The organism is Alsobacter metallidurans (assembly GCF_014636935.1).
Lineage (GTDB): Bacteria > Pseudomonadota > Alphaproteobacteria > Rhizobiales > Beijerinckiaceae > Alsobacter > Alsobacter metallidurans.
Genome location: NZ_BMES01000002.1, coordinates 336,894 through 362,310 on the forward strand (window position 1 = coordinate 336,894; position 25,417 = coordinate 362,310).

General features: G+C 67.6%; 22 protein-coding genes. 15 read left to right on the plus strand and 7 right to left on the minus strand.

What is annotated here, in order from left to right; translation table 11 throughout:
- Positions 1 to 63 precede the first annotated feature (63 nt).
- The 5 genes from IEV99_RS11895 (at position 64) to IEV99_RS11915 (ending at position 5,019) form a co-directional block, all read left to right on the plus strand.
- Positions 64 to 1,137: a DNA polymerase III subunit delta' gene (locus tag IEV99_RS11895; RefSeq protein ID WP_188518009.1), complete on the plus strand. Its 1,074-nt coding sequence runs from the start codon at positions 64 to 66 to the stop codon at positions 1,135 to 1,137.
- Positions 1,134 to 2,708 carry a methionine--tRNA ligase gene (metG, locus tag IEV99_RS11900; protein ID WP_308469369.1) on the plus strand — a complete coding sequence of 525 codons (1,575 nt, stop codon included), beginning with the start codon at positions 1,134 to 1,136 and terminating at the stop codon, positions 2,706 to 2,708. The genes IEV99_RS11895 and metG overlap by 4 nt, the downstream gene beginning before the upstream one ends.
- A 43-nt stretch (positions 2,709 to 2,751) precedes the next feature.
- Positions 2,752 to 3,552, plus strand: a complete 801-nt coding sequence (locus IEV99_RS11905; RefSeq protein WP_188518011.1) for a TatD family hydrolase — start codon at positions 2,752 to 2,754, stop codon at positions 3,550 to 3,552.
- A complete protein-coding gene (locus tag IEV99_RS11910) occupies positions 3,549 to 4,346 on the plus strand; it encodes an MBL fold metallo-hydrolase (protein WP_188518012.1) in 798 nt (265 codons plus the stop codon). The genes IEV99_RS11905 and IEV99_RS11910 overlap by 4 nt, the downstream gene beginning before the upstream one ends.
- A 184-nt stretch (positions 4,347 to 4,530) precedes the next feature.
- Entirely contained in the window at positions 4,531 to 5,019 is a 489-nt protein-coding gene (locus IEV99_RS11915; protein WP_188518013.1) for a GFA family protein, read from the plus strand.
- A 24-nt stretch (positions 5,020 to 5,043) separates the two neighbouring features.
- Here the strand turns inward: IEV99_RS11915 and IEV99_RS11920 are convergent, their stop codons facing one another.
- Positions 5,044 to 6,153: a class I SAM-dependent methyltransferase gene (locus IEV99_RS11920; RefSeq protein ID WP_188519630.1), complete on the minus strand. Its 1,110-nt coding sequence runs from the start codon at positions 6,151 to 6,153 to the stop codon at positions 5,044 to 5,046.
- Positions 6,154 to 6,557: 404 nt separating this feature from the next.
- Here IEV99_RS11920 and IEV99_RS11925 point away from each other — a divergent pair, with 404 nt between their 5' ends.
- Positions 6,558 to 7,745: a UbiH/UbiF family hydroxylase gene (locus IEV99_RS11925; protein ID WP_188519631.1), complete on the plus strand. Its 1,188-nt coding sequence runs from the start codon at positions 6,558 to 6,560 to the stop codon at positions 7,743 to 7,745.
- Positions 7,746 to 7,818: 73 nt separating this feature from the next.
- Here the strand turns inward: IEV99_RS11925 and IEV99_RS11930 are convergent, their stop codons facing one another.
- Positions 7,819 to 8,781 carry an AEC family transporter gene (locus tag IEV99_RS11930; RefSeq protein WP_188518014.1) on the minus strand — a complete coding sequence of 321 codons (963 nt, stop codon included), beginning with the start codon at positions 8,779 to 8,781 and terminating at the stop codon, positions 7,819 to 7,821.
- A 214-nt stretch (positions 8,782 to 8,995) separates the two neighbouring features.
- On the opposite strand from IEV99_RS11930, the gene IEV99_RS11935 reads away from it, so the two are divergent.
- The 3 genes from IEV99_RS11935 to hspQ all read left to right on the plus strand — a co-directional run bounded on the left by IEV99_RS11935 (position 8,996) and on the right by hspQ (position 11,452).
- The gene (locus IEV99_RS11935) at positions 8,996 to 9,916 is read left to right on the plus strand and encodes a lysophospholipid acyltransferase family protein (protein WP_188518015.1); all 921 of its coding nucleotides are present in this window, start codon (positions 8,996 to 8,998) and stop codon (positions 9,914 to 9,916) included.
- 93 nt (positions 9,917 to 10,009) lie between these two features.
- Entirely contained in the window at positions 10,010 to 11,050 is a 1,041-nt protein-coding gene (locus tag IEV99_RS11940) for an HpcH/HpaI aldolase/citrate lyase family protein (protein WP_188518016.1), read from the plus strand.
- Between the two features lie 72 nt (positions 11,051 to 11,122).
- Entirely contained in the window at positions 11,123 to 11,452 is a 330-nt protein-coding gene (gene hspQ / locus IEV99_RS11945; protein WP_188518017.1) for a heat shock protein HspQ, read from the plus strand.
- 59 nt (positions 11,453 to 11,511) lie between these two features.
- On the opposite strand, the gene IEV99_RS11950 is transcribed toward hspQ, so the two are convergent.
- Entirely contained in the window at positions 11,512 to 13,374 is a 1,863-nt protein-coding gene (locus IEV99_RS11950; RefSeq protein WP_188518018.1) for an ABC transporter ATP-binding protein/permease, read from the minus strand.
- Positions 13,375 to 13,501: 127 nt separating this feature from the next.
- Positions 13,502 to 14,590, minus strand: coding sequence for a LacI family DNA-binding transcriptional regulator (locus IEV99_RS11955; protein WP_244643829.1), 1,089 nt, complete (start codon positions 14,588 to 14,590; stop codon positions 13,502 to 13,504).
- A gap of 112 nt (positions 14,591 to 14,702) precedes the next feature.
- Between IEV99_RS11955 and IEV99_RS11960 the strand changes: the two genes are divergently transcribed.
- From IEV99_RS11960 to IEV99_RS11985, 6 genes are all read left to right on the plus strand, one after another.
- Positions 14,703 to 15,722 carry a TRAP transporter substrate-binding protein gene (locus tag IEV99_RS11960; RefSeq protein ID WP_188518019.1) on the plus strand — a complete coding sequence of 340 codons (1,020 nt, stop codon included), beginning with the start codon at positions 14,703 to 14,705 and terminating at the stop codon, positions 15,720 to 15,722.
- A 29-nt stretch (positions 15,723 to 15,751) separates the two neighbouring features.
- Positions 15,752 to 17,641 carry a TRAP transporter large permease gene (locus IEV99_RS11965; protein WP_188518020.1) on the plus strand — a complete coding sequence of 630 codons (1,890 nt, stop codon included), beginning with the start codon at positions 15,752 to 15,754 and terminating at the stop codon, positions 17,639 to 17,641.
- 22 nt (positions 17,642 to 17,663) lie between these two features.
- Entirely contained in the window at positions 17,664 to 18,203 is a 540-nt protein-coding gene (locus IEV99_RS11970) for a VOC family protein (protein ID WP_188518021.1), read from the plus strand.
- Between the two features lie 9 nt (positions 18,204 to 18,212).
- Complete coding sequence (locus tag IEV99_RS11975) at positions 18,213 to 19,484, plus strand: ribulose-bisphosphate carboxylase large subunit family protein (RefSeq protein ID WP_188518022.1); 1,272 nt, start codon at positions 18,213 to 18,215, stop codon at positions 19,482 to 19,484.
- Complete coding sequence (locus IEV99_RS11980; RefSeq protein ID WP_188518023.1) at positions 19,481 to 20,773, plus strand: four-carbon acid sugar kinase family protein; 1,293 nt, start codon at positions 19,481 to 19,483, stop codon at positions 20,771 to 20,773. Before IEV99_RS11975 ends, IEV99_RS11980 begins: the two co-directional genes overlap by 4 nt.
- A 161-nt stretch (positions 20,774 to 20,934) precedes the next feature.
- Entirely contained in the window at positions 20,935 to 21,450 is a 516-nt protein-coding gene (locus IEV99_RS11985; protein WP_188518024.1) for a BA14K family protein, read from the plus strand.
- 57 nt (positions 21,451 to 21,507) lie between these two features.
- Here IEV99_RS11985 and IEV99_RS11990 read toward each other — a convergent pair whose 3' ends face one another.
- Genes IEV99_RS11990 through nuoN form a run of 3 tightly spaced genes read right to left on the minus strand, consistent with a single transcriptional unit; the run spans position 21,508 to position 25,409 of the window.
- The gene (locus IEV99_RS11990) at positions 21,508 to 23,175 is read right to left on the minus strand and encodes a ribonuclease J (RefSeq protein WP_188518025.1); all 1,668 of its coding nucleotides are present in this window, start codon (positions 23,173 to 23,175) and stop codon (positions 21,508 to 21,510) included.
- 16 nt (positions 23,176 to 23,191) lie between these two features.
- On the minus strand, positions 23,192 to 23,968 hold the full coding sequence (locus IEV99_RS11995) for a biotin--[acetyl-CoA-carboxylase] ligase (protein WP_280514664.1): 777 nt from the start codon (positions 23,966 to 23,968) through the stop codon (positions 23,192 to 23,194).
- Between the two features lies 1 nt (position 23,969).
- Positions 23,970 to 25,409, minus strand: a complete 1,440-nt coding sequence (gene nuoN, locus IEV99_RS12000; protein WP_188518027.1) for an NADH-quinone oxidoreductase subunit NuoN — start codon at positions 25,407 to 25,409, stop codon at positions 23,970 to 23,972.
- Positions 25,410 to 25,417: the final 8 nt, after the last annotated feature.

Consider the following 25,417-nt stretch of genomic DNA (forward strand, 5'->3'; position numbering starts at 1 on the left):
CCTTCCATCGCGCCGGCCGCTGTGCTCTGACACTCCCATCGACCTAACGAGAGACCCCGCACCGTGGCGCAGGACGACGATATCGCCGAAGTCGACCGGCTCGCGAACGCGCCGCATCCGCGCTTTGGGCAGGCGCTGATCGGTCAGGACGCCGCCGAGGCTGCGTTTCTGGACGCTTATCGGGGCGGGCGGTTTCCACATGCGTGGATTCTGGGCGGCCCCGAGGGCGTCGGCAAAGCGACATTCGCGTATCGGGCGGCGCGGTTCGTGCTGGCCCACCCGGACCAGCGATCGCCGGCGGTGATGGGCGCGGCCGATCTTTCCGTGCCGCCTGACGAAGGCGTGTTTCGCCGGGTGGCCGCGCTGGCCCACACGAGTCTCTTCGTGGTGCGCCGCCAACTCAACCCCGAGAAGAAGACCATGCCGACCGTGATCCCGGTGGATCTGGTGCGCAAGGCGGTGAACTTCTTCGGCTCGACGGCGGGCGAAGGCGGCTGGCGCGTCTGCATCGTCGACTGCGCCGAGGATTTGAACATCCAGGGAGCAAACGCGCTGTTGAAGGTGATCGAGGAGCCCCCGCCGCGCTCCCTGTTTCTCCTTGTGTCGCACATGCCGGGCCGGCTGCTGCCCACCATTCGCTCGCGGTGCCGAATGCTGCGCTTTCGCACGCTGGCGCCCGACGAGGTGAGCCGCGCCGTGGTGGCCGCCGCCGGCGCTGACGCGCCCGACCAGCACCTCGCCGAACGCGCGGCCGCGCTCTCTGGCGGCACGGTCCGCGGCGCGTTCAAGATCATGGACGAAAGCGCGCTCGCGATCGTGGAGCACATCCGCAAGGCGCTGGAGCGGCTCCCCGACGTGGACTGGAAGGACGTTCACGCCATTGCGGACGGCCTCGCGGGGCGCGCGAACGACGCCGCTTACGAGACCGCGATCGAGACGATTTTCGCATGGCTCGGCGAGCAGGCCACGGCTCGGGCCGAGGAGGGCCCCCGTCGCCTTGCGCCCCTTGCGGAGGTATGGGACAAGGCGACGCGCACGGTGAGAGAGACGGACAGCTACAATCTGGACCGCCGGGCGCTCGTTCTGACCCTGTTCGCGGACCTCTCGGACGCGCTGCGCGCTTCCCGCGCGGCATGAAAGGTTCGCCGCCCGACCCTGAGGCCGCGATGCCCGCCAAGCCGCATTTCTACATTACGACGGCAATCTCCTATCCGAACGGCGCGCCGCATATCGGCCACGCCTACGAGCTGATCGCCACCGACGCCATTGCGCGCTACAAGCGGCTCGACGGCTTCGACGTGTTCTTCCTGACCGGCACGGACGAGCACGGCCAGAAGATGCTGCAAACGGCCGCCCGCGAGGGCATCTCGGCGCAGGAGTTGGCGGACCGCAACGCCGCCGTGTTCCGCCGCATGGCGACGGCGCTGAACGCCTCCAACGACGACTTCATCCGCACCACGGAACAACGCCACCATCGCACCTGCCAGGAAATCTGGAAGCGCATGGAGGCCAATGGCGACATCTACCTCGCCAAGTATTCCGGCTGGTACTCGGTCCGCGACGAGGCCTATTACGCCGAATCGGAAACCACGGAAGGCGGCGACGGCGTGCGCCGCGGCCCGACCGGGACGCCCGTCGAATGGGTCGAGGAGGAGAGTTACTTTTTCCGCCTCTCCGCCTATCAGGACAAGCTGCTCGCCCTCTACGAGAGCCAGCCCGACTTCGTGTCGCCGGACGAGCGCCGTAACGAGATCGTCAGCTTCGTGAAAGGCGGCCTCAAGGACCTGTCGGTCAGCCGCACGGCCTTCGATTGGGGCATCCCGGTGCCGGGCGACCCCAAGCACGTGATGTATGTGTGGGTCGACGCGCTGACCAACTACGTCACGGCGACCGGCTATCCGGACGAGACGGAGCGCTCGCATTTCTGGCCCGCCGACGTGCATGTGATCGGCAAGGACATCGTGCGGTTTCACGCGGTGTATTGGCCGGCCTTTCTCTTGTCGGCCGGCTGGCCGCTGCCCAAGCGCGTCTTCGGCCACGGCTTTCTGTTTAATCGCGGGGAGAAGATGTCGAAGTCGGTCGGCAACGTGATCGACCCCTTCACGCTCGCCGAGCACTACGGCGTCGACCAGCTGCGCTACTTCTTCCTCCGCGAGGTGCCGTTCGGGCAGGACGGCAACTACTCGCACGAGGCGATCGTCAACCGCATCAACGCCGACCTCGCCAACGATCTGGGCAACCTGGCGCAGCGCTCGCTGTCCATGATCGCCAAGAACCTGGAGGGCGTCGTGCCGGCCCCCGGCGCCTATTCGGACGCCGACAAGGCGCTGCTCGCGGCCGCCTATGCGCTACCCGCCAAGGCTCGCGACGCGATGGGGGCGATGGCCCTGCACACCATCCTGGCCGACATCTGGCGGGTGGTGGGCGACGCCAACCGGTACTTTGCCAGTGAAGAGCCCTGGGTGAAGCGCAAGAGCGATCCCGAGCGCTTCGCGACGGTGCTCTATGTGACCGCCGAGACGCTGCGCTCCGTCGCCATCATGGCGCAGCCCGTGATCCCGACCGCGGCCGCAGCGTTGCTGGATCTGCTCGGCGTCGCCGGCGACGCGCGCAGCTTCGCGCAAGTCGGGGAGGGGGCTCGTATCGCACCCGGCGCTGTTCTGCCCGCGCCGGCCCCCATCTTTCCGCGTTATGTAGAACCTGAATGATCGCCTGCAACGCATTGTCACGATTATAGGTTATCTCTCCACCATGCTCGTCGACAGCCACTGCCACCTGGATTTCCCCGACTTCGCCCCCGAGCTCGACGCCGTGGTGGCCCGGGCCCGCGCGGCGGGCGTCGGGACGATGCTGACGATCTCGACACGCGTGCGGCAGGTCGACCGCTACCGCGCCATCGCCGAAACCTACCCGGAAGTCTTCTTCACCGTCGGCACCCATCCGCATCAGGCGGCCGAGGAGCCGGACGTTCCCCAGAATGAGATCGTGGCGCTCGCAGCCCATCCGCGTTGCGTCGGCATCGGCGAAGCCGGGCTGGACTACCACTACGGCTACAGCCCGAAGGACGTGTCCGTGCGCGTGTTTCGCACCCATATCGGCGCGGCGCGCCAAACCGGGCTGCCGCTGGTGATTCACGCGCGCGATGCGGACGAGGACATGATCGCCATCCTGGAGGACGAGATGGGGAAGGGCGCCTTCAAGGCGGTCCTCCACTGCTTTTCCTCCGGCGCCGAGCTGGCCCGCGTGGGCGTGCGGCTGGGGCTCTATGTATCGTTCTCGGGGATCCTGACCTTCAAGCGCTCGGAGGACATCCGGGCCATCGCGGCGGAGGTCCCGATGGACCGCCTGCTGGTGGAAACCGACGCGCCGTTCCTAGCTCCGCTGCCACATCGCGGCAAGCGCAACGAGCCCGCCTTCGTGGCGCACACCAACGCCGTTTTGGCGGAGGTGAAGGGCGTGTCGCCGGACGCCATGGCGCAGGCCACCACGGACAACTTCTTTCGCCTGTTCGCCAAGGCCGCCCGACTAAGCCAGGCGGCCAGCGCCGCATGACGATGCGCTTCACCATCCTGGGCTGCGGATCGTCCGGCGGCGTGCCGCGCGTTGGCTCGGGCTGGGGCGCGTGCGATCCCGCCAACCCGCGCAACCGTCGCCGGCGCTGCTCCATGCTGGTCGAGAAGCTTGCCCAAAGGGCGGCCACGCGCGTCCTGGTGGACACGACTCCGGACTGCCGCGAGCAGCTCCTGGACGCCGATGTGAATCACCTAGACGCCGTGCTCTACACACACGACCATGCCGACCACACGCACGGCATCGACGACGTGCGGCCGCTCGTAATTCATATGCGCCGCGTGCTGCCGGTGTTCATGGACGAAACCACCGCGCACCTGATGAAGCAGCGCTTCGGCTATTGCTTCTCGTCGCCCGAAGGCAGCGGCTATCCGCCGATCGTGCGCGAGTTCCGCATCACGCCCGGCCATGCCGTCAAGGTCGACGGCGCAGCCGGCGAGCTCGCCGCGACGCCTATACCGGTCCATCACGGCCCCAACTACGACGCGCTCGGATTCCGCTTCGGCGACGTGGCGTACACGCCTGACGTGAATGCGATTCCCGACGCGAGCGTGCCGTTGCTGGAGGGCCTGGACCTCTGGATCATCGACGCGTTGCGCCACACGCCGCACCCGACGCATTTTTCGCTCGGCGAAGCGCTGGACTGGATCGCCCGGATGAAGCCGAAGCGCGCCGTGGTGACGAACCTCCACACGGATCTCGACTACGAGGCGCTGCGCCGCGATCTGCCGGCCAATGTCGAACCGGCCTATGACGGCATGGTGCTGGACGCCTGACTGCGCCGGGGCCTCCTCACGCTGGATTAGGTTCCATAATATATCTTATGCGAATCACATACAGGCGGCAGGCGTCCTGTTCCCGCTTCCGCCACAGCGCCGCGACATGCTCCAGACACCGCGCGGCGGAACGCTTTCGTCGTGTCCGCGTCGACGCAGCGCCACCCTGCTCCGGAGCCCCGCCATGCTGACGCTCGATGGATCCTGCCGCTGCGGCGCCGTGCGCTTCTCCATGCGCTCGCACGCGCCGCAGCCTTACCAGCTCTGCTACTGCTCGATATGCCGCAAGACGGCCGGCGGCGGCGGCTTTGCGATCAACCTGTCGGCTGACGCCAAAAGCCTCACCGTGGAAGGCGCGGACGCGATCGCGGTGTTTCGCGCCGAGATCGCCGACGACGGCGATTGCCGGACGAGCTCCGGCGAGCGCAACTTCTGCACGCGATGCGGCACGGCGTTATGGCTCTATGATCCGACCTGGCCGGAGCTGATCCACCCCTTCGCGTCGGCCATCGATTCCGAGCTGCCGGTTCCGCCGGCGCGCACCCACATCATGCTGCGGTTCAAGGCGTCGTGGGTCACGCCGGATCTTGGCCCGGATGACGAGAGCTTCGACCTGTACCCGGCGCAATCCATCGAGGACTGGCATCGCGGCCGCGGTCTTTGGCTCGACTGAGCCGCGGATCGCGGCCGCGCATCCTCAGGGACGCGCCTCCAGCACCATGTTGAACGGCGTCGTCGCCGCCGCCCGCACCCGGCCGAAGCCGCCGCTTCGGATCACCTCCGCGAGCCGCCTTTCGCCGGCCTGGGCGCCGAGCGCCAGACCGACGTCCTGGGATTTAGAAGCCGGCGTGCACAGCATGGTGGACGCCGCATAATAGATCCTGCCGACCGGGTTGAGATTGTCCTCCACCTTGTCGCCCGCCATCGGCTCCACGATCATCCAGGTTCCATCCGCCGCCATGCTGCTCCTCGCATGCCGCGCCGCGCCCACGGGGTCGCCCATGTCGTGCAGGCAATCGAAGAACGTGATGAGGTCGTAGTTCATGGCCGGGTAACTCCGTGCATCCGCGACCGCGAACTCGCACTGCCCGGCGACGCCGGCCTCCATTGCGGCTGCCCGCGCCTGCTCGATCGACCCGTCATGGTAGTCGAAGCCGAAGAAGCGGGAATTTGGGAAAGCCTGCGCCATGATGATCGTGGACGCGCCATGACCGCAGCCCACGTCGGCGACGCGTGCGCCCCGGCGCAGTTTCTCGACCACGCCCTCGAGCGCCGGCAGCCACTCATCGACGAGATGATGACGGTAGCTCGTCTTGAAGAAGCGCTCGGTGCCGCGGAAGAGGCACTGGCTGTGGTCGTGCCATCCGACCCCCCTGCCCGACTTGAACGCCGCCGTGATCTTCGGCTCGTCGCGGTACATCGCCGACGCGATGTCGAAGGCGCCGGCCATGAACGCCGGGCTGTTTTCGTCGGCCAGAACGGCGGCCTGCTCGGGCGACAAAGTATAGCGCTCCGTTTTGGGGTCGTAGTTCATGTAGCCGGACGCCGCCATGGCGGAGAGCCATTCGCGGACGTAGCGCTCATCCGTTTGCGTGCGCAGCGCAAGCTGCTGGGGGCCGATCGGCCCGGCGTTCGCCATGGCCTTGTAGAGGCCGAGCTTGTCGCCCATCAGCACGAGCGCCCCGCTGAACACGGCCCCCATGTCGCCGAGCATCTTGCCCACGAAGGCGTTCAGCCGGTCGCCGTCGAGCGGTGCGGCCGCCGGCGGCGCAGCCTCGGTCGGGGCGGCTGGATTGGCCCCGGGCATGATCGCGGCTGGGTTCAACATCGCACCGTTGGGCGCGGGAGAGCTCGAGGGAGTTTGGGGTTGCATGACGATCCTCCAGATGCGGCGCGTTCGGTGGACGCGTCCGCCAGCTATGGAAAGGATGTCGTGAGCGCCGCCGGCGCACTGCAGTCGCCCGATACGACACTCGCGGCTTTAAGCCCCGGCGACCAGGATCGACGCCGGACCGCAGCACAATACCACTCCTCAGGCGGCTGTGACGTCGCCATGGCGGCGTGACAAGCGTCCATAGGGGCATTTCGGCGCGCGCTGTGCGGCGTCGCACGCTCTTGACCGGGATCATGGCGGCGCGGGACAAGGTGGACGACACGCACGAGCCCACCGCAGCGGCGGCGCGTGGGGCGTTTGAGGCTCACGAGGTCGAGATGGCTGATAAGCAGGCTCATACCCCCCTCCCCGAACAGGTCGACATCGCGGTGATCGGCGGCGGCGCCGTGGGGCTCGCGGCTGCGATCGCCCTGTCACGCCAGGGCTGGGACGTCGCGCTGGTCGGCCCCCCGGCGGGCCGCCGGGATGGCCGCACCGTCGCGCTGATGGAGGGCTCGCTCCGGATCCTGGACGATCTCGGCGTCTGGAGCGCCCTCGCCCCTATCGCCTCTCCGCTCGCCACTCTGACGATCATCGACGATACGGGCGGCCTTTTCCGAGCGCCGCCCGTCAGCTTCCATGCCGGCGAACTCGGCCTCGACGCTTTCGGGCAGAACATCGAGGTAGCGTCGCTCACCGAGGCCCTGTCGGACGCCGCCGACCGGCGGCCCGGCCTCACGCGAGTCGACGCGCTGGCGACCCGCGTGAGCCTGGGAGCCGATGGCGGCGAAGTCACGTTGGCGACGGGCGGGACGCTGCGCGCCAGCCTTCTCGTGGGCGCCGAGGGCCGCGAATCCCTCGTGCGCGACGCCGCCGGGATCGACGCTCGCCGCTGGAGCTACCCCCAGACCGCCCTCACCGCCATCCTGGCGCATGATCGCCCCCATCACGACGCCTCGACGGAGTTTCACACTCGTCAGGGGCCGTTTACCCTTGTCCCTATGCAGGAAAACCGATCGAGCCTCGTCTGGCTCGTGGAGCCCGCCCGAGCCGAGCAGTTGGCGGCTTTGGACGACGAAGATTTTGCCGCCGTCGTCGAGCGGCAGGCGCAATCCATGCTCGGGCGCATGCGGGTCGACGGGCCGCGAGGCGCCGTGCCGATGAGCGGCCTGTCGGTCAGCCGCTTCACGGGCGAACGTTGCGCCGTGATCGGCGAAGCCGCGCACGTGTTCCCGCCCATTGGCGCACAGGGCCTCAATCTCGGGTTCCGTGACGTCGCGGCGCTCGCCAAGGCGACTGGCCCGGTGGGAAGCGATCCGGGCGCCGCTGCCCGCCTGGCGAGCTTTGATCGCGCGCGCCGGCTCGACGTGGCGACCCGTACGGCCGCCGTGGATGCGCTCAACCGCTCGCTGCTGGCCGGCTTCCTGCCCGTCGACATGGCGCGCGGGCTTGGCCTGATGGCGCTGTTGGCGATTGGCCCCCTGCGGCGATTCGCAATGCGGCAGGGCCTTGGCCTGAATGCCTAGGCATATATACTTAAGTCGTATCGGGTAGGAATATTGAGCTCTGGCGGGTTAGTCGGCGCTGCAAGGCGCAAGCTCACGGGAAGAGATCAAACGGAATGCGGTCCTCAGCAATGAGCACCAGCAGCGTCGTCACAGTGACCACGGAGGCAAGCGTGCCGAGCAGGATGGCCGTGGAGGCCCGCTCCACGTAGGTTTTGTACTGGTTCGCAATCACGAAAACATTCAGGGCTGGCGGCAATGACGCCATCAGGACGGCCGTGAACATCCACTCGCGGCTGAAGTTGCCGATCCAAGACAGGATCACCCACGCGGCCAGCGGGTGGATGATGAGCTTGATTACCAGCAGGGCCGGCGCCTCCACGGGCAGCCGCTTCACCGGCCGCAGCGCCACAGTGACGCCCATGGTGAACAGCGCGCACGGGGCGGCCGCGTTCTTAAGGAAAGTCAGCATCGTGTCGAGCCAGACCGGCGGCTCGAAATGCGCGTAGGCGGCTCCGATGGCCACCGCGGTCGCGATGTTGAACGGGTGCGTCACCACGCGCTTCACCACGTACCAGGCGGTCTGCGGCAGGTTCATCTCGCCCTTGCCGCCCAGGGCCATCAGGAACGGCACGAGCGTGAACAGGAGGATGTTGTCGAACACGAAGATCAGCGCCGTGGGGACGATGGCCCCCTGCCCCAGCGCCGCGATGGTGAGGCCCGGGCCCATGTAGCCCACATTGGCGTAGCCGCCCGCAACGCCCTGCACGGCAGACTGCCGAAAGTCGCCGCGCGTTGTCAGCATTCCAACGCTGAACGCCAACGAGAACGCCAGAAACGTCGAGGCCGTCGTGCCGAGGACATAGGGCCAGTTCGACAACTGCTCCAAAGGCGCGGCCGAGATCAGCTTGAAGAACAAGCCGGGCAACGCGAGATAGACGATGAAAAAGTTCATCCACTGCAGCCCGGCCTCCGGATATCGGAGGAGCTTGCCGCAGAAATAACCAAGGAAGATCAGCCCGAAGAACGGCAGCGCAAGGGAGACGACGCTCGACACCTAGGCTCCTTGTCGACGGACGGATCGGTCGCCATTGGCTCTACGGCGCAGCATGCGCGATGGCAACATCCCTGGCCACGACCCTGCCCCATGCAGCCCCTCGTCGACTGCGCATCTGCGCCTGGCGAACCGCTGATCCCCAGTCAAACAGATGTCGCGCTTTCGGGAACGGCGCCGCCGTGCTAGCCCCAGCGCATTGCGGCGAGGCGAAGACGTGCGGGCTGATGAACGGGCGGTGCGGGACGGTGCGCTCAGCGGACGGATGCTGGGACCGTTCGGGATTCTGACGCGGCTCGAATATTGGGGCTTCCGGATCGTCGCCGCCCTTTTCGGCGCGCTGCCAGTGGATGTCGCCTCCAGCTTGTCGGGGTGGATCTGGCGCACGGTCGCGCCGCATCTTCGCCGCCATGCGCGGGCCGAGCGCAATCTCGCAGCATCCATGCCCGAGCTGAGCGCCGAGGAACGCGCCGCCGTGCTCGATCAGATGTGGGACGGGCTGGGCCGAACCTTCGCGGAGGCGTTTCACCTGCGAACCATCCAGAGCGATCCGTCCCGCATCGTGCTCGACCTGTCGCCCGAGGTGCTGGAGGCGGTGCGCTCGCCACGCGGCTGCGTGCTCGCCTGCCCGCACATGGGCAACTGGGAGGTCGCCAGCATCGGCGCCCTGCGGGCGGGCGGACGCGTCGCGGGCGTCTACCAGCGACTGAAGAACCCGCTCGTCGACCGCTACGTGACCGGGCTGCGGGAGCCCTACTATCCGCAGGGGCTTTTTACCAAGGGCAACGACGCCGTTCTGAAGCTGCGGCGAGTCTTGCGCCAAGGCCACGGAGTGGCGCTTCTGGCCGACTTGCGGGAGATGCGCGGGGTCGCTGTGCCGTTTTTCGGGCGCCCTGCCCCGTCCACCCCATTTCCGGCGTTTCTGGCCTGCTCAATGGGCGCGCCGCTCGTCGCCGGACGCGTAGTCCGCCTGGGCGGCGCACGGTTCAGGATCACCGGAGAACTATTGCCGGTGCAGGCGACGGGCGATCGGGACGCCGACATCGAGGCAACCACGGCCGCGATCCACGCCTGCTTCGAGCGCTTTATTCGCGAGAACCCCGGCCAGTGGATGTGGGCGCACCGTCGCTGGGGCTAGCGGGCGCAGCTTCCTCCGCCCTACGGCGGATCGCCGGGGCTCGACGCGTCTGCTTTTGCACTGCACAATGATCGTCGTTCAACGGAGAACGCCATGAAGCTCGCGCGCAATTTCTACCGCCCTCTCGCGATTGGCGCGCCCGAGCCCTTCCGCGAACTGCCGGTTCGGCTGGAGCGGATGATCCACTTCGTGCCGCCGCACATCGAGAAGGTGCGGAACAAGGTTCCCGAGCTGGCGCGGACCGTGGACGTCGTGCTTGGCAACCTGGAGGACGCCATTCCGCTCGACGCCAAGGAGGCCGCGCGGGAAGGTTTCATCGCCATGGCCAAGGCGACGGATTTTGGCCGGACCGGCCTTTGGACCCGCATCAACGCCCTGAACAGCCCGTGGGTCCTGGACGACCTGACCCGGATCGTCGCCGAAATCGGCGACAAGCTCGATGTCGTCATGGCTCCCAAGATCGAGGGCGCCTGGGACATTCACTATCTCGACCAGTTGCTCGCGCAGCTCGAGGCGCGGCATCAAGTCAAGAAGCCCATCCTGATCCACGCCATTCTGGAAACCGCCGAGGGCGTGAAGAATGTCGAGGACATCGCCTCTGCGTCGCCGCGCATGTACGGCATGAGCCTCGGACCGGCCGATCTCGCGGCCTCGCGCGCCATGAAAACGACGCGCGTCGGCGGCGGCCACCCGGACTACAAGGTGATCTCCGACCCCGTGGAGGGCGAGGCCCGGGCGGTCGCCCAGCAGGACCTCTGGCACTACACGATCGCCAAGATGGTGGATGCTTGTGCGGCCAACGGGTTGAAAGCCTTCTACGGCCCCTTCGGCGACTTCGCGGACGGCGATGCCTGCGAGGCCCAGTTCCGCAACGCGTTCCTGCTCGGCTGCGCCGGCGCGTGGACGCTGCATCCCTCCCAGATCGACATCGCCAAGCGGGTGTTCAGCCCGGACGTCGCGGAGGTAAAATTCGCCAAGCGCATCCTCGACGCCATGCCGGACGGCAGCGGCGCGGTGATGATCGACGGCAAAATGCAGGACGACGCCACTTGGAAGCAGGCGAAGGTCATCGTCGACCTCGCCCGCACGGTGGCGGCCGGAGACGCCGAAATGGCGGCGGCCTACGGACTATGACGACCTTGCGGCGTGCGATCGATCGTCGTTTGAATTGACGTTGATGACGCCCCCGCGTATCGGATTGCGGTCATGAAAGAGAAGCAGGCGAAGTACGGGCTCGGACAGGTGGTCAAGCACAGGCTTTACCCCTTCCGCGGCATCATCTTCGATGTCGATCCGAGTTTCTCGAACACCGACGAGTGGTACGAGTCGATCCCTGAGGACGTGCGTCCGTCCAAGGACCAGCCTTTCTATCATCTCTTTGCCGAGAACGCCGAAACCGAGTACGTCGCCTACGTGTCGGAGCAAAACCTGCTGCCCGACACATCCGGCGAGCCGATCCGGCATCCGCAGGTCGACGAGGTTTTCATCCGCGACCCGAATGGCGAATACCGCACCCGCTCGCACAGCGTGAACTGAGCCGCATCGTCCCGCCAGATCGAACCGGCTGGCGGGACAACGACGCTCGGGCAAGAGAGTTAGAGGTTTTCGGCTTCCTCGCTCGGGTCCGATGACGGGCGAGGACGCATGCCGCGTTTGAACAAACGCCCCAGCCCGCGCCGCGGGCGTTTCGGCGCGTCCGGATCGTGCATTTCCGCGCCCGTCGGCTTACGCGCCAACTCCACCGTGCGGTCGTGGAACTCCGCCAGCGACGGCCGATGCCCGACGCTGAGCAGCATGGCGTCCGAGAGCTCGCTGCGGAACAGCGACATCATGGTGTCCTGGCTCGCTTCGTCGAGCGCTGAGGTGGCTTCGTCCAGGATGATGATCTCGGGCTTGTGCACGAGCAGCCGCGCGAAGGCGAGGCGCTGCTGCTCGCCGCCGGAGAGCAGCTTGTCCCACCGCTCCTCCTCGTCGAGCCGGTTGGCGATCTGCCGCAGGCCGCATCGATGCAGAGCGTCGACGAGGTCCTGGTCCGACCGGCTGGTTTCGCCCTCGGGATAGAGCAGCGCCGCCCGCAATGTCCCGTTCGGCACGTAGGGCTTCTGCGGCACGAACATCACGCGTGCGCCCTTGGGCAGCAGCACCTCGCCCGAGCCCCAGGGCCAGAGCCCCGCGACGGCGCGGATCAGGGTCGACTTGCCGGTGCCCGACTCGCCCTTGATCAGGACCTTCTCGCCTGGCCCGAACACAGCCTCGGCCTCGTTGATCACCACCCGGCCATTGTGCTGCGCCACCGAAAGGCCGTGCAGGTGCAGGTTCTCGTCCGGGCTCTCGCCGATCGTGATCCGCTCTTCGGTTTCCTGCGCGCGTCCCATCGCCTTCAGGGTGCGCCACAGCGCGACGACGCGGCTTGCCGAGGCGTTCCACTCGGCCAGACGGATGTAGTTTTCAACGAGCCAGTTGAACGCGAGCTGCACCTGCACGAACGCGGCCGCGATCTGCATGAGTTGGCCAAGCGACATCTGGCCTGACAGGTATTTCGGCGCGCCGAGCAGCAGCGGCACCACGGGCGCCAAAATGGTGTTGCCGTGGATGATGAAGGTCATCAACGCCTGCTGGCGGACGACGTGCTTCCAGCGGGCCAGGACCTCGCCCAGCGTGCGGCCGATGCCGCGCTCCTCGTCCTCCTCGCCGCCGATCAGCGCGATGCTCTCAGAGTTCTCGCGCACCCGCACCAACTCGAAGCGGATCTGCGCCTCCGCGGCGTTCTTGCTCTCCGTGTAGCGGATCAGCGGCCGGCCCAGGAACACCATCGTGCCCGAGGTCAGGATGCCGTAGGCGGCCGCGCAGGCGACGAAATAGCCCGGGATCGTGATGCCGAACGCCTCGATGGACCCGCCCGCCGTCCACAACACGCCGACGAACACGGCCGCCATCAGAACCGCGTTGGAGAGCCCGATCGCGAAATCGACGATCGGCTCGGTGGCGATCTTCACGTCATCGGTCATGCGGAACTCGGGGCCGTCCACCTCCGGCGCGGCGATGCTCATCTGGTAGAAGCGCCGGCCCTCGAGCCAGAGGCTCGCCAGGTAGGCGGTCAGCCAGCGCCGCCAGCGCGCCTGCAGCGACAGGCGGCAGAACACTTGCGCGACCATCGCGGTCACGGCCGCCACCGCGAGGCCGGCGAACAGCATGATGGCGTGCGTCACCCGGGCGCCGTCTCGCGCATCCAGGGCGTCGAAAAAGTACTTGTTCCAGAGATTGATGCCGTACTGCACGGCGATGTTGAGAATGATCAGCGCCCCGATCGCGCCGGTCAGGATCCAGGCCTGCCGACGCGCGTCGCCACGCCAGAAGCCGGACGCCATGGTCCAGAACTCACGGGCCGAGGCGCGGGGTGGCTCGGCCAGCTCGCTCGTAAAAAGCGCCGGATGGGCGTCGACTTCTGCTTCAGACATACGTGCGCCGCTCCAGGTGCGCTTCAGGTTCAGCAGCAACGCCGAAGCTGACGCGAGCGTTCACTGGCGCCGGGCGTGAAAATGTCAATTTGGTGAAAAATACGCCACGGGTCTGGCCAGCGGCGCCTCAGGGCAGGTTTTCCCGAAAGAACACTTCGGTTCGGGGTGGATCCACCCCATGCAGCGGGTCGCGCCCCGCGCGCAGATTGGCGAAGACGTTCACACAGCTCATCATGGCGGCTTGCGGGTTCTGGGTGATCACCGCGTCCATGGCGCCGTCGATCAGCAGCGCCCGGGTCTCGCCCGTGAGGCCGTGGCCGATAAACACGATTTCCTGCTCGCGGCGCGCCTCCTTGAGCGCCCGCGCGACGCCTTCGGGGCCTCCGCCGATATTGTAGATGCCCGCGAGGTCGGGGTGGCGCGCCAGCAGCATCTTGGTCTGACGGTAGTTCTTGTTCTCGTCGTCGTGCCCCTCGCGCAGGCCTACGACCTCGAACTCGGGATACATTTCCTCGAAGATGTGGAGAAACCCCATCTCGCGTTCTTCATGCGCCCGGTAGCTCAGGCTGCCGGCGATCATCGCCACTTTGCCGGGCGTCTTGATGAGCCGCGCCATCAGGTAGCCCGCCGTGCGGCCCACGGAGCGATTGTCGAGGCCCACATAGGCCACTCGCCTTGAGCTCGCGATGTCGGAGATCAGCGTCACGGTCGGCTTGCGCTGGTCCGCCAACCCGTTCACGGCCTCCCGCACGGCGGGATGCTCAAGAGCCATGAAGGCCACGCCGTCCGCCCGGCGGCCATGCTGGCGCAGGCTTTGGGCCAGCAACTCGGGATTGAAGCTGCGGATAGTCTCCACCTGGCAGCGCACGTTCATGGCCGCGAGCTGGTTCTGCGCGCCCTTGATCATCTGGCCCAGCATGGACAGGAAGCGGTTGGTGCCGGCCGGCAGCACGAACACGAGCCGCAGCGGCTTCAGTCCCGCACCGACGAGTTCCTCATCAGGCAGGTAGTCGAGTTCAGCCGCGGCCTTCAGTACGCGCTGGATGGTCGCGGGCCGGACGCCAGGGCGCCGGTTGAGCACGCGGTCCACCGTGGCGGTGCTGGCGCCCGCAAGCCTTGCGATGTCCGGAATGCGGGCCGCCCTGCCCCCGCGAGAGCGCCGCTCATCCGCATCCGGACCGTCGACCTCAACTTCAAAAGCGCGCTCATCCATCATCGATCACATCAAAATCAATCAGGATTGCAGTTTGACGTGCTTTGTCCGCGCTGGCTACATCGAACGCACAATAAACATCGAACGCATCAAATTCGATCACGGGAGAAACGTCATGACTGGGCTCACCCGCCGTACGCTGCTGCAGACGCTTTCGGCCGTTCCGGCCGCCGGCTTCGTCGCCGGAATGCCCGCGATCGCTCGCGCAGCGGAGTTCTCCTTCAAATACGGCAACAATCTCCCGCTCACCCACCCGCTGAACGTGCGCTCCCAAGAGGCGGCCGACCGCATCGCCAAGGAGACCAACGGCCGGGTCGAGATCAAGATCTTCCCCAATAACCAGCTCGGCGGCGACACCGACATGCTCGCGCAGGTGCGCAGCGGCGGCATTACGTTCTTCACCCCGTCCGCGCTCGTGATCGCCACGCTGGTGCCGGTGGCGGCCATCAACGCGGTGGGCTTCGCCTTTGCGGACTACAACCAGGTCTGGGCCGCCATGGATGGCAAGCTCGGCCAGCACGTGCGCGACGCCATCGGTAAGGTCGGCCTCCACGCCTTCGAGAAGATGTGGGACAACGGCTTCCGCCAGATGACCACGGGCGCCAAGCAGATCCAGTCAGCCGCCGACATGGATGGGCTGAAGATCCGCGTGCCCGTGAGCCCGCTCTCCATCTCGATGTTCAAGGCGCTGGGCGCCTCGCCCACCAGCCTGCAGTTCAGCGAGGTCTATTCCTCGCTGCAGACCCGCATCGTGGATGCGCAGGAAAACCCGCTGCCGATCATCCAGGTTGCGAAGCTCTATGAAGTCCAGAAGTTCTGCGCGACCAGCAACCACATCTGGGATGGCTTCTGGTTCATCGCCCATGGCCGCTCCTGGGCCGGCCTGCCGCCCGACCTGCAGAAGATTGTCGCGACCGCGATCAACGAGGCGGGCGTCAAGCAGCGCGAGGACATCAAGGGCCTGAACGAGACCGTGCAGGCCGACCTCCAGGCCAAGGGCCTTGCTTTCAATCACCCCGCCCCGGAGAGCTTCCGCGCCAAGCTGCGCGACAACGGCTTCTACGCGGAGTGGAAGGGCCGCTTCGGCGACGACGCCTGGGCGCTGCTGGAAAGCGCAGTCGGCAAGCTCGCCTGATACACCCCCCACGCACCGAGGAGCATTCCATGTCCGCGCATGGAGCCGACTATGGGGCGGCGCCCGCCGCCGTCCCGACGACGCGCCCTGCCCGCTTGGCAGAAGCTGTCGAGCGTGGCCTCGGAACGCTGGTTGAAAGCGCCGCCGCGGCGCTCCTCGTGCTGGAGATCGGCATCCTGCTGGCGGGCGTGCTGGCCCGCTATGTCTTTCACAGGCCGCTGGTTTGGTCGGACGAGCTCGCGTCCATCCTGTTTCTCTGGCTGTCCATGCTGGGCGCCGTCGTGGCGCTCAGGCGCGGCGAGCACATGCGGATGACCGGGCTGGTGAGCCGAGTCGGCCGCAAGGCGCGCGAGCTCCTGGAGACGCTCGCCATCACGGCGTCACTCGCCTTCCTCGTGCTGGTGATCCATCCGGCGATGGAATACGCGCAGGATGAAGCCTTCATCGTCACGCCCGCGCTGGAGATCAGCAACGCCTGGCGCGCATCGGCCCTGCCGGTGGGCCTCGGCTTGATGCTCGTAGCCGGCGCGGCGCGCCTGCTGCGGCTCGGTTCTCTTCGGACGACCGCGACTGCGCTCGCCATCACGGTCGGGCTGATTGCCCTGTTCTGGGTCGCCGGCCCGGTGTTCAAGCCGCTCGGGCAGGCCAACCTCGTGATCTTCTTTGTCGGCGTGGTGGCCGCCAACGTGTTCGCCGGCGTGCCCATTGCGTTCTCGTTCGGCCTGGCCACCTTCGGCTACCTGGCGCTCAGCACCTCGACGCCGCTGCCCGTGCTGGTGGGCCGGCTCGACGAGGGCATGTCGCACCTGATCCTGCTGGCGGTGCCGCTGTTCATCTTTCTCGGCGCGCTGATCGAGATGACCGGCATGGCGCGCGCCATGATCCAGTTCCTCGCCGGCCTGCTCGGCCACGTGCGCGGCGGCCTTTCCTATGTGCTGATCGGCGCGATGTATCTCGTATCGGGCATCTCGGGCTCCAAGATCGCGGACATGGCCGCCATTGCGCCGGTGCTGTTTCCCGAAATGCGCAAGCGCGGAGCGCCTCCCGGCGATCTCGTCGCGCTCCTTTCGGCGACCGGCGCGCAAACCGAGACGATCCCGCCCTCCATCGTGCTGATCACGATCGGCTCGGTCACGGGCGTCTCCATCGCGGCCCTGTTCACCGGCGGCATGTTGCCGGCCCTCGTGCTCGGCGCATGCCTGTGCTTCGTCGTTTGGCGCCGATACCGCCACGAGGACCTGAGCCACGTGCGGCGGCCGGCCGGCAAGGAACTCGCCCGCCTCCTGGTGATCGCCCTGCCCGCGATCCTGCTGCCTTTCGTGATCCGGGCCGCCGTTGTGGAAGGCGTCGCCACCGCCACGGAAGTCTCCACCATTGGCATCGTCTACGCCGCGCTGGCGGGGCTCCTGATCTACCGGCGCTTCGAGTGGCGCCGCCTGCGCCCGATGCTGGTGGAGACCGCCTCGCTTACCGGAGCCATCATCCTTATCGTCGGCTGCGCCACCGGTATGGCCTGGGGGCTGACCCAGTCCGGCTTCTCGCAGGACCTCGCCCGGCTGATGGGCGCCATCCCGGGCGGCGCCTACGGGTTCCTGGCCATCTCCATCGTCGCCTTCGTGATCCTCGGCAGCGTGCTGGAGGGCATCCCCGCCATCGTGCTGTTCGGGCCGCTGCTGTTTCCGATCGCCAAGCAGGCCGGCGTGCACGAGGTGCACTACGCCATGGTGGTGATCTTCGCCATGGGCATCGGCCTTTTCGCCCCGCCCTTTGGCGTCGGCTACTACGGCGCCTGCGCGATCTCCAAGGTGAACCCGGACGAAGGCCTTCGCTACGTCTGGGGCTACGTGGCGGCCCTGCTGGTCGGCCTCGTGATCGTGGCCGCCTTCCCGTGGCTCTCCACCGGCTTCCTTAAATTCTGACCCTCTCAAGCAGGAGCTCATCATGAGCCGCTTTTTCGGCGAGATCCGCCAAGCCGGTTATGTCGTCCCCGACATCGAGGCCGCCATGGACTACTGGAGCCGGGTGCTCGGCATCGGGCCCTGGTTCTACAATCCGCGCGTCCCGATCGTGAACTACACCTACCGCGGCGAGCCCTACGAGGTTCACAACTCGGTGGCGCTGGCCAATTCCGGCCCGCTTCAGATGGAGCTGATCCAGACCCGCAACGACGCGCCCTCGATGTATCGCGACTTTCTCCGCGCCGGGAACACCGGCCTGCAGCACGTCGCCTACTGGACGGAAGACTACGACGACGACCTGGCGCGCCTGACCAAACAGGGTTTCAAGGCGGTGATGAGCGGCGAGGTCGGCGAGCGCGGACGTTTCGTGTATTTCGATACCGAGTACCACCCTGGCACTGTGATCGAGCTCTCGGAAGTGGCCGGCCCCAAGGGCAAGATGTTCAAGATGATCCGGGAAGCGTCCGAGGGCTGGGACGGCAAGGACCCGGTGCGCCCCTTCCCCGACCTGTCGAAGCTCTGAGCCGCTACGATGAGCGACGACCGGATCCGCGCCACATACCTCATCGAGACGCCGCTCGACCCCGCCCGCGTGGCGGACGTGATGGCGGGCGAGCAATCCAGCGGCACCTTCACGCGGGTTCATGGCGAGACGGACGCCCTGCGGGCCCGCACCCGCGCCACGGTGGAGCGGATCGAGGAACTGGAACCGGCGAGCACGCCGAGCCTGCCCAACAGCTGGCTGGGGCGGCAAGGTCGGGCTGGCCCGTGGCGGCGCGCCCGGATCGACATCGCCTACCCGACCGCGAATGTCGGCGCCAATCTGCCGACGCTTGCCGCCACGGTGGCCGGCAACCTGTTCGACCTCGGCGAGGTCACGGGTATGCGGCTGGAGAGCCTGCGCGTGCCGCCGCGCTACCGGGCGCTCTTTGACCGACCCGCCCAAGGCGTGCCCGGAACGCGGCGGCTGACCGGCGTCGCAGAAGGACCGCTGGTCGGCTCCATTATCAAGCCCAATGTCGGGCTTTCGCCCGACGAAACGGCCGCGCTCGTCGCGCAGCTCTGCGACGCCGGGCTCGATTTCATCAAGGACGACGAGATCTGCGCCGATCCGGCCCATGCCCCCTTGGCGAAGCGCGTGCCGGCCGTGATGGCGGCCGTGCGGGCGCACCAGGACCGGACCGGCAAGCGCGTCATGGTGGCGTTCAACATCACGGACGAAACCGACGCCATGCTGCGCCACGCCGACCTCGTGGCGCGCGAAGGCGGTACCTGCGTGATGGCCAGCCTGAACTGGTGCGGCTTCTCGGCCCTCCAGACGCTGCGCCGGAGCACCGGGCTGGCGCTCCACGGTCACCGCAACGGCTTTGGCGCGCTGTCGCGCGCGCCGCTGCTCGGCATCGGCTTCGACGCCTACCAGGCGCTCTGGCGCCTCGCCGGCGTCGACCACATGCACGTCCATGGGCTGCAGGGAAAGTTCGCCCAGGCGGACGAGGAAGTGGTCGAGAGCGCCCGGGCCTGCCTGCAGCCGCTGGCTGACGGCGCGGACGACGCCGTGATGCCGGCCTTCTCGTCCGGCCAATGGGCCGGCACGGTTCCGGCCACCTGGGCGGCGGTTCGAAACCCCGACCTCCTGTTCATGTCCGGCGGCGGCGTCATGGCGCATCCAGATGGTCCGGCTGCCGGAGTGGCCAGCATTCGCCAGGCCTGGGAGGCCGTGCAGGCGGGCGAGACGCTGGCGGACGCCGCCCGCTCGCGGCCAGAGCTCGCGCGGGCGCTGGCGTTCTTCGGAGCCAAGGCGTGAGCGCGCCGCGCCTCGTCTGGTATGGGGACGACTTCACGGGCGCGACCGACACGCTGGCGACGCTGGCCGGCTTCGGCCTGCGCGCGCTGCTCTTCCTGGACGTCCCCTCCCCGGAGCGGCTTGCGGCCGCCGGCCCACTGGACGCCATCGGCGTCGCGGGCGCGGCTCGCGCCATGGGGCCGGACGAGATGGCGACCGAGCTCGCGCCGGTGGGCGCCTTTTTTGCCAGAAGCGGCGCGCGGGTGTTGCACTACAAATGCTGCTCCACCTTCGACAGCGCCCCGCATGTGGGCAGCATCGGGGCCGCCTTGCGGGCGCTGCGGCCGCATGCTCCCAATCCGCTTGTCTCCATCCTGGGCGGGCAGCCGAGCCTCGGCCGCTATTGCGTGTTCGGCAACCTTTTCGCCCGCTCTGGCGCGGACGGCCCCGCGCACCGCATCGACCGGCATCCCACCATGGCGCGCCACCCGGTGACACCGATGGGCGAAGCCGACCTCGCCCGCCATCTTGCCGCGCAGGGGCTGGAGCGCATGGGGCGGATCGAGTATCCGGCCTACGCCGCCGGGGTGGAGGCGCTCGGGCGCGGTCTCAACGCGGCAGCCGCCGGCCATCCCGACGGCATGCTGCTGGACGTGTCCTGCCCGCATGATCTCGCCATCATCGGCCCGGCGCTCTGGGCGGCGGCCGAGGGCGCCCCGCTGCTGGCCGTAGGGGCAAGCAGCGTCGCACAGGCGCTCGCGGCGGCCTGGGGTGCGCAGGCCGTCGGCGCCACGCCGCTCGGCCCGGCAGCCGGCCCGGTATTCGTGCTCGCGGGCAGCCTCTCCCCGGTCACCAGGCGGCAAGTGGAGGCCGCACGAAACTATGAGAAGGTCTGCGTCGACGCCGGAAGCCTGGTGGGCAGCGACGCCTATCGCGATCGCGTGCTGGCGCAGGTCGCGGCGTTGCTGGGCGCGGGCCGCAACGTGCTCGCCGTTTCGGCCCCCCAGGAGGGTGGAACTCAATCCGTCACCCTTGAGCCGACAGCCGTTGCGGCATCGAGCGCACGCTTCGTCGCTGACCTTATTGCGCGCGCGCCGGTTCGGCGGCTCGGCGTAGCGGGCGGCGACACATCGAGCCAGGCCGTGAAGGCGCTCCGGCCTTGGGCGCTCCAGCACATCGCCACGATGCCGCCGGGCGTCGCCGTGTGCCGGGCGCGGTTCGATGAGCCTACGCTCGATGGCCTCGAGCTGATGCTCAAGGGCGGCCAGATGGGGGCCGAGACCCTGTTCGACGATTTCGTCAGCGGTTAATGCGAGGGGCCGCGGAGCCTGCGAAGGCGGCAGGCTATTCACGCGACGTCATTGTCAACGAAAAACGCTGCTCAGTCAGGAACCGTGCGCTCCCCATTCAGTTTAATCGCCGACAGATCAGCGAACGCGATCACTACTGAAATACTTGGGAGCACCTGACGATGCGAAACGTCCTGACTGGTATCGTGGACGTCTGCCGCGTATTGGCCTTGTTGATCCTGGCGGTATGCGCCGTCGGGTTGGGCTACCTCGCAGTCGTCACCCGCCTGCCGCCAAGCGCCGCGCCGCTCGCTCAGGCCGACAAGATCGGCCCAACCTATTCCCGCGCGCCCGCGCCTCTCGCGACGGCCGCGCTCCGCTCCACCACGACCGTCGACAAGGACGCTCCCAGGCAGGTCTCGGCGGCTACGCCGATCTCCACGGCCGCAGCAACGTCGCAGCAGCCTCCTGCTGCCCCGCGCGCCGCCGCCGAGGCGCGCGTTCAGACCGCCAATCTCGAGACCGGCACGCTTAACGACGCCTCCGACGAACTGTCGCAGCCGGTCGCGCCGAGCCGCCGGACGTCCAACAAGCGCACCGCGGGCGCGGCCGGCTGCGAATATTTCCGCAGCTTCGACCCGGCCACGCAGACCTACCGCGCTTACGACGGCCGCATCCGCGAGTGCCGCGTCCGCTGAGGATTACATCCGTGGAGAGACACGGTCAGGCCGATCGGGCCTGACCGCTTGTGCGAGTCAGACCACCACCACGTGAACATGCACGGTGGGCTTCTTTCCCCACGCCTCGCCGACAGCTCCGCGCACGGCGCGCTCGACGGCGTTCTCGACCAGGTCGGCGTCCCGACGCCGCTGCTTTGGCAAGCTGCGCAGCACGTTCACGATCGCATCGTCGATCACGTCCTCGAAGGGCTCGCCCGTGCGGGTCTTCTGCGGCAGGCCGGTGATCTCGAAGCCCGGATCGCCGACAAGATCACCACGACCGTCGATCGCGATCGCAACCGAGACGACGCCCGCGAAAGACAGGCGCCGGCGTTCCTGGACGGTGGATTCGCCCGCGCTGATCAGCAGGTCGCCATCCTTGAACAGCCGGCCGTATGGAACCTCGTCGACGACGCCGGCCTTGCCGGGGCCGAGCAGCACCATGTCGCCGTCCTTGGCCACCACGACCTGCGGCACGTTCAGCGAGCGGGCCAGCTTGGCGTGCTCGTCGAGGTGCAGCGGCTCCCCGTGCACCGGCACGGCGACCTGCGGGCGAACCCACGAGTACATCCGCTCCAGCTCGCCGCGGCGGGGATGCCCGGACACATGCACCATGTGCGTGCGGTCGGTGATTACCTCGACGCCGCTGCGGATCAGCGAGTTTACGATGCGGCCGACGGCCTTCTCGTTGCCCGGAATGGTCCGTGACGACAGGATCACGAGGTCGCCCGACGCCAGCGCGACGTCCGGATGCTGGTCCTCGGCCACGCGCGCCAGCGCGGCGCGGGGCTCGCCCTGGCTGCCGGTGAGCAGCGCCACGACCTTGTCGCGCGGCAGGTAGCCATAGGCGTCCGTGCCGCGGAAGGGCGGCAGGCCGTCGAGGTAGCCGCATTCGGTCGCGACCTGGATCACGCGATCCATGGCGCGGCCGATCGCAATGCATTCGCGGCCGTTGGCCAGCGCAGCCTCGGCGACGGCGCGGATGCGCGCCACGTTGGACGCGAAGGTGGTGACCGCCACGCGGTTCTTGGCAGCCCCGATGATCTCGGTGAGAGACTTGCCGACGTCGGCTTCCGACGGGCTCTCGCCGCCGCGCACCACGTTGGTGCTGTCGCAGATCAGCGCGAGCACGCCCTCGTCGCCAAGTTCGCGCAGCCGCTTCTCGTCCGTGATCCAGCTCGCGCCCGGCGTGGGATCGATCTTCCAGTCGCCCGTGTGCAGCGCCACGCCGGCCGGCGTGCGGATCGCCAGCGCGCAGGACTCGGGGATGGAATGCGCCATCCCGATGATCTCGATCGCGAACGGCCCGAGATTGATCGTGCCGCCCCGGTCGACGACCGTCATCGGCACCTTCCGGCCCTGATCGTTGAAGCGCCGGACCTCGAGCAGGTTCGCGGCGAAGCGGGTCGCGAACACGGGAACCTGCAGCCGCGGCCACAGGTCCGTCAGCGCGCCGATGTGGTCCTCGTGCGCGTGCGTGATGATGATGCCGAGCAGGTCCTTGCGGTTCTGCTCCAGGAAGCGGATGTCCGGCATCAGGAGGTCGATGCCCGGCAGGTCATCGCCCGCGAAGGCGACCCCGCAATCCACCATGATCCATTTGCGGCGGCCCTTCGGCCCGAAGCCGTAAAGGGCGGCGTTCATGCCGATCTCGCCCAAACCGCCCAAAGGCACGAAGACGAGTTCGTCGTCGCCCAACGCCATTATGCAACTCTCCGGTTCATTGAAATTCATTCTGCAGGGCTGTCAGGAAGACATCGCCCGCCTCGATCGCAACCCTACGTGTCCCCTCGTCGAGGAGCAAACGACCATCCGGGTCGAGGTCCACGAAGATGCCGCGCCGGTCGCCGTCGGGACGGCGCACCGTGATGGCTTCGCCAAGCCCGCCCGCGCGCTCAAGCCATTCGCGGCGGATGAGCTGGAAGCCTCGGCCGGCGTCCCAGCGAGCCAGCGTCTCGGCCATCGTGTCAGACAATGCCGCGAACAATGGCGAGACACCCACGGGCAGGCCCTTGGCGCCCAGATTGGTCGCCGGATAGGGCGTGTCGGCGGGGTTGTGAGCTGCGTTGACCCCAATCCCGATCACGACCGTCAGGTCTCCGCCGGGCGCCATGGAGCCTTCCACGAGGATGCCGGCCAGCTTGGCGCGATCCAGCAGCAGGTCATTCGGCCACTTCAGCGCCAGCCTGCCGGGCGACAACGCCGACACGGCCGAGACCGCCCGATGCAGCGCGACGCCGGCCACGAAGCCGATTTGCGGCGCCAGGGCCGGCTGGCACGGCGTGCGCAGGAGGAGGCTGCAATAGAGGTTGCCGGGCGGAGAGGACCAGACCCGGCCATTGCGGCCCCTGCCCTGCCCCTGCTCGCGCGCCACGATCCACAACCGGCCGTGGTCGCCGGCGCGGCCGCGGGCCATGGCTTCGTCGTTGGTGGACCCGAGGCTTTCGAAGGCCTCGACCCGGTAACGGGATGCTTGCGCGGTCCGGCCCAGTTGCACGTCAGAACAGCGACTTGGCGGCGGCCGTGGCGGCCGAGACCAGCGGCGCCGGCCAAAGCCAGAACAGCAGGATGAAGGCGCCAGACAGCCCGGAGACGATCTTCAGCGTCGGCGCCATCGGCTCGAAAGCCACGGCCGGCTCGTCGAAATACATGATCTTGACGATGCGCAGATAGTAGTAGGTGCTCACCACGCTGGTCAGCACGCCGATCACCGCCAGCGTGTAGAGATGTGCATTCACGGCTGCCGCGAACACGTACCATTTGGCGAAAAAGCCCGCGAGCGGCGGGATTCCGGCCAGCGAAAACATCAGCATCGCGAACACGAAAGCCGTGCCCGGGGCCGTGCGGCCCAGACCGGCGAGATCCTCGATGGTTTCCACATAACCGTCGGCGCGGCGCATGGACAGGATCACGGCGAAGGTTCCCAAGGTCATGACGAGGTAGATCGCCATGTAGATGGCGACGCCCTGCACGCCGTCCGTGGTGCCCGCAGCGAGGCCGACAAGCGCGAAACCCATGTGGCCGATCGACGAATAGGCCATCAGGCGCTTGATGTTGCGCTGGCCGATGGCCGCGAAGGCGCCCAGCGCCATGGAGGCGATCGCCACGAAGACGATGATCTGCTGCCATTGGGACAGGATGCCGGGAAACGCCGTGATCACGACGCGCACGGCCAGCGCCATGGCGGCCATTTTGGGGGCGGCGGCGAAGAAGGCCGTCACAGGCGTAGGCGCGCCCTCGTAAACGTCCGGCGTCCACATGTGAAACGGCACGGCAGAGATCTTGAAGCACAGGCCCGCCATCACGAACACGAGGCCGAACACCACGCCGGTGGAGCCGTTGTCCTTCAGTGCGGCCGCGATGCCGCCAAACGAGACCGAACCCGTGAAGCCATAGACCAGCGACGCGCCGTAGAGCAGCATCCCGGACGAGAGCGCCCCCAGCACGAAATATTTCAGGCCTGCCTCGGTGGCGCGGACATTGTCCCGGTGAAAGGCCGCGACGACGTAGAGCGCGAGGCTCATCAACTCGAGGCCGAGATAAAGCGCAATCAGATCGCCGGCCGAGATCATCATCATCATGCCGATCGTCGAGAGAACGATCAGGATGGGATACTCGAACCGCTGCACGCGCTCGTCGCGCCAGTAATCGATCGACATCACGAGCGCCACGGCGGAGCCGATGATGGCCGCGATCTTCATGAACTTGGCGAAGTCGTCCTGCACGAAGGAGCCGTTGAACGTCACGGCGCGGCCGGTGCGGGTCATCACCAGGACGCCGACCACGACAAGCAGCGCCAGCGCCAAGCCGTTGATCAACCCGACGGACCGATCGCCCCGGATGGCTCCAAGCAGCACCAGGGCGAGCGCCCCGATGGCCAGGATGATCTCCGGCAGCGCGAGGCCCAATGCCGGAACGGCGGCTGTCAATCCAGGCATCGAACGGT

Bases quoted from the DNA above. Each gene is read 5' to 3' on its own strand.
- IEV99_RS11960 (WP_188518019.1), top strand. From the start codon at position 14,703: ATGACTGGGCTCACCCGCCGTACGCTGCTGCAGACGCTTTCGGCCGTT.
- IEV99_RS11950 (WP_188518018.1), bottom strand. From the start codon at position 13,374: ATGTCTGAAGCAGAAGTCGACGCCCATCCGGCGCTTTTTACGAGCGAG.
- metG (WP_308469369.1), top strand. From the start codon at position 1,134: ATGAAAGGTTCGCCGCCCGACCCTGAGGCCGCGATGCCCGCCAAGCCG.
- IEV99_RS11905 (WP_188518011.1), top strand. From the start codon at position 2,752: ATGCTCGTCGACAGCCACTGCCACCTGGATTTCCCCGACTTCGCCCCC.
- IEV99_RS11910 (WP_188518012.1), top strand. From the start codon at position 3,549: ATGACGATGCGCTTCACCATCCTGGGCTGCGGATCGTCCGGCGGCGTG.
- IEV99_RS11915 (WP_188518013.1), top strand. From the start codon at position 4,531: ATGCTGACGCTCGATGGATCCTGCCGCTGCGGCGCCGTGCGCTTCTCC.
- IEV99_RS11955 (WP_244643829.1), bottom strand. From the start codon at position 14,590: ATGATGGATGAGCGCGCTTTTGAAGTTGAGGTCGACGGTCCGGATGCG.
- IEV99_RS11985 (WP_188518024.1), top strand. From the start codon at position 20,935: ATGCGAAACGTCCTGACTGGTATCGTGGACGTCTGCCGCGTATTGGCC.
- IEV99_RS11925 (WP_188519631.1), top strand. From the start codon at position 6,558: ATGGCTGATAAGCAGGCTCATACCCCCCTCCCCGAACAGGTCGACATC.
- IEV99_RS11990 (WP_188518025.1), bottom strand. From the start codon at position 23,175: ATGGCGTTGGGCGACGACGAACTCGTCTTCGTGCCTTTGGGCGGTTTG.
- IEV99_RS11975 (WP_188518022.1), top strand. From the start codon at position 18,213: ATGAGCGACGACCGGATCCGCGCCACATACCTCATCGAGACGCCGCTC.
- IEV99_RS11940 (WP_188518016.1), top strand. From the start codon at position 10,010: ATGAAGCTCGCGCGCAATTTCTACCGCCCTCTCGCGATTGGCGCGCCC.
- IEV99_RS11965 (WP_188518020.1), top strand. From the start codon at position 15,752: ATGTCCGCGCATGGAGCCGACTATGGGGCGGCGCCCGCCGCCGTCCCG.
- hspQ (WP_188518017.1), top strand. From the start codon at position 11,123: ATGAAAGAGAAGCAGGCGAAGTACGGGCTCGGACAGGTGGTCAAGCAC.
- IEV99_RS11920 (WP_188519630.1), bottom strand. From the start codon at position 6,153: ATGCCCGGGGCCAATCCAGCCGCCCCGACCGAGGCTGCGCCGCCGGCG.
- nuoN (WP_188518027.1), bottom strand. From the start codon at position 25,409: ATGCCTGGATTGACAGCCGCCGTTCCGGCATTGGGCCTCGCGCTGCCG.
- IEV99_RS11970 (WP_188518021.1), top strand. From the start codon at position 17,664: ATGAGCCGCTTTTTCGGCGAGATCCGCCAAGCCGGTTATGTCGTCCCC.